Below are 3322 nucleotides of genomic sequence, written 5' to 3'. Positions count from 1 at the left end.
CTCTATTTTTGAGCTTTTTAAAAAGTACTATCTTAAAAGGTGAAACAAAGGTTGAAGTTGAAAAGTCTGTAAGTGAAGACGGCGTATTTATCGGAAGGACTGACCTGTCTATTGGAAAGGTTGTCTTTGAGTTTAAGAAAAACATAAAAAGCAGACCTCAAAAAAGAAAAGGTTTACAGGAGCTTGAAAGGTATTTTCATTCTGACCAGTTTAAAGACAGTCAAATCGGAATTTTAACAGATGGAATAAATTTTGAAGTTTACAAAAGAAACAACCTCACAAAACCAATTGACAGTTTTTCGGCACCAATAGAAGAGCCTACCAAAGAAAAAATCAAAGAATTTTTAATAAAACTTGATAGATATATATTATCTTCAAAAAAGATAGATTTAACCTCTGAAAATATCGTAAATATTTTCGGGCAGGGGAGCGTTTTATTCAGGCAGTCGGTGGAAAAGTTAAAAAACTCTTTTGAAAAACTTAAAGAAGAAGAAAAAGAAGTTTCCCTTTACTTTAACCAGTGGAAAAGTTTTATGAAATACATATACGGGGAAAATGTTATAAGCGATGAGATGTTTATAAGACATACCTATTTAAACATTCTTATAAAAATAATCTCTTATAACACACTAAAAAAGATTTTTGGAATACAGGCACGGGATTTTATACAGGTTTTGAACGGTGAATATTTTGAAAATTTAAGTATTTATAACTATATAGAAAAAGATTTCTTTAGCTGGATATTTTTTGATATAGAAACACTAAACGATGTAAGCACAGGTTTAGAAACGGTTATTGAAGAAAAATTCAGTTTTGAAAATGTGTCTGAAGATGTTTTAAAAGAAATTTATGAGGACATTGTTATTCAAAAAGAAAGGCATGAGATTGGAGAATATTACACACGTGATTGGCTTGCTGAAAAGGTCATTTTAGACACGGTAAATGAGATTGATAAAAAAGTTTTAGACCCTGCCTGTGGGTCTGGAACATTTTTGTTTAAGACAATTCATCAGAAAAAGAAAAGGTTAAACCTTGAAGACTCACAGCTTTTAAAACATATTTTAAACACCGTCATAGGTTTTGACATAAACCCAATATCTATAATCATTGCAAGAACAAACTACCTTATAGCTTTAGGGGGGCTTTTAAAAGAAAGGGAAAGGGAGATTTTTATTCCTGTTTATAATGCTGACAGTTTTAGATTTCCACTTGAGAAAAAGGGAGCTTCAACTGGTCTTTTTTCAAAAGCGGTTGACATAAAAATAGAAAATAAAACCCTTTCTTTCCCAATAAAAGAAGAAAACCTTGAAATTACAGATGAGCTTATAGAAGCTGTTATAAACTGGGCTAACAGGTATTATAAAGAAGATTTTAAAAGATTTTTAGAGAAAAACTACAAAGATGTTTATAAACAGTTTTCAGCAGATTTACCTTTAATAGAAAAAACGGCAAAAAATTTAAAAGAGATAATAGACAAAAAAGGAAATGGAATATGGGCTTACATTATAAAAAACAACTTTAAGCCTTTATTCTTTAAAAACAAAATAGATTACATCGTTGGAAACCCGCCATGGCTTACTTACAAAGATTTAAACAAGGATTATCAAAAATTTATAGACCAGCTTTTTAAGTATTACGATATAAAAGTCTCTGGACATCTAAAAACACACATAGAAATTGCAACTCTGTTTTTTATTGTTTCTATGGAGCTATTTTTAAAGGAAAATGGGAAAATAGGATTTGTTTTACCAGCTTCTATTTTTACAGCTGACCATCAAACTTGGTTTAGAGTAAAAACAGGTTTTAAAGATTTTTCAAACAAAGTAGAAAAAATCTACGATTTGAGAGATGTTTCACCTGTTTTTAACATTAAATCGGGAGTTGTTATTTCACAGAAAATAAAAGGCTATGTTGAAACACCAAAAGAAATTTCAGCTTTGAAATTTAAAGGAAAACTAAAAAGAAAAAATTTAGAGCTTTTTGAAGCTAAAAAACACCTCAAGATAAAAGAAACAAAAGTAGGACTTGTAATACTTGATGAAGATAAAAAATACTGGATAACAGGAGCTCCATTTAAAGATTTAAGGGCTTATAAAAGCAAATATTATCGGATGTTTAAACAAGGGGCAACTATTGTCCCAAGAAGATTTTGGTTTGTGGAAATAGAAGAAACAGGGCTGGGATATGCAAAGGACAAAATTCCTGTAATCTCCATTGAAGACCCGCAGGATAAAATAAAAGTGCCACCGCTAAAGGGAACTGTGCCTGAAAAATATCTTTATAAAACCCTTTTATCTAAAAATCTTTATCCATTTGGATACTGTAAATTAGACAATGTCGTCCTTCCAATAGAGCCAAAAGGAAACAGATTTGTTTTAAAAACTTCAAAAGATGACGTTCCTGTCAATCTAAAAGAATGGCTTGAAAAGGCTGAAAAGTATTGGGGAAAGGTTAAGAAAGGTAAATTAGACATTTACGAAAATCTTAATTACCGAAACAAACTAACCGAACAAAACCCGAATGCTAAGTATGTTTGTCTTTATACTTCACGAGGGTCAAATATAGCAAGTTGTTTTATAGAGAATAATGGGAAGTTTATTGTAGACCATGCAATTAATTATGCTTACATGGACGGAGAAGATGAAAGTTATTTCATAACAGCAATTCTAAATTCAAACCTTTTAAACCAAGCTATAAAACAATTTCAATCTGAAGGTTTATATGGAGAAAGAAATATACATAAACTCCCTCTTTTAATGCCAATTCCAGAGTTTGACCCAACAAATGAAAAACATCTTCAAATCGTGGAGCTTGCAAAAATATGCAAAGAAAAAGCAAATTATGGAAAACCTTTCATTTGTGGCTATGACGAAAGAAAAAGAAGAAGCATAGGAAGATATGAGGTAGATTTTGAGCTAAACCAGATAGATAGGATTTTATACGACATTTCAGAGCTTAAAATATTTGTAGAAGAAAAACCAAAAGAGCTTGAAGGTATAGCCCTATTTTTCAGCGAAGAAATAGAAAACCTTAAAGAAGACATAAAAAACTTCTTGAAAGAAGATTTGAAAAAAACTTTAACTAATCTGAAAACAGAAAACAGAAAAAAAATAGAAAATCTTCTGACCCAAAACTCAAAAAATATCTATCCAGCACAGCTAACATATAAAAGATACAACTACTTACCACCTGAAATTTTTGACGGCATAAAAACGGCGTGGGATATGTTGGGACAAATTGAAGAATTTAGAGGAAATATAGAACTGTTAAAAGATTTAATATATTTGTTTTCAGGTATATCACTTGGAAGTTTGCTAAAGGC

The 3322-nt window shown here is 30.7% G+C and carries 1 protein-coding gene; it reads left to right on the top strand.

Going from position 1 to position 3322, the window contains the following annotated elements; genetic code table 11:
* Positions 1–3322 (top strand): N-6 DNA methylase (locus tag HG1285_RS05215; RefSeq protein ID WP_008288449.1); only part of this gene is annotated, 3322 nt, incomplete at both ends.

The organism is Hydrogenivirga sp. 128-5-R1-1, from assembly GCF_000171895.1.
This window is presented reverse-complemented; position numbering and strand designations above follow the sequence as displayed.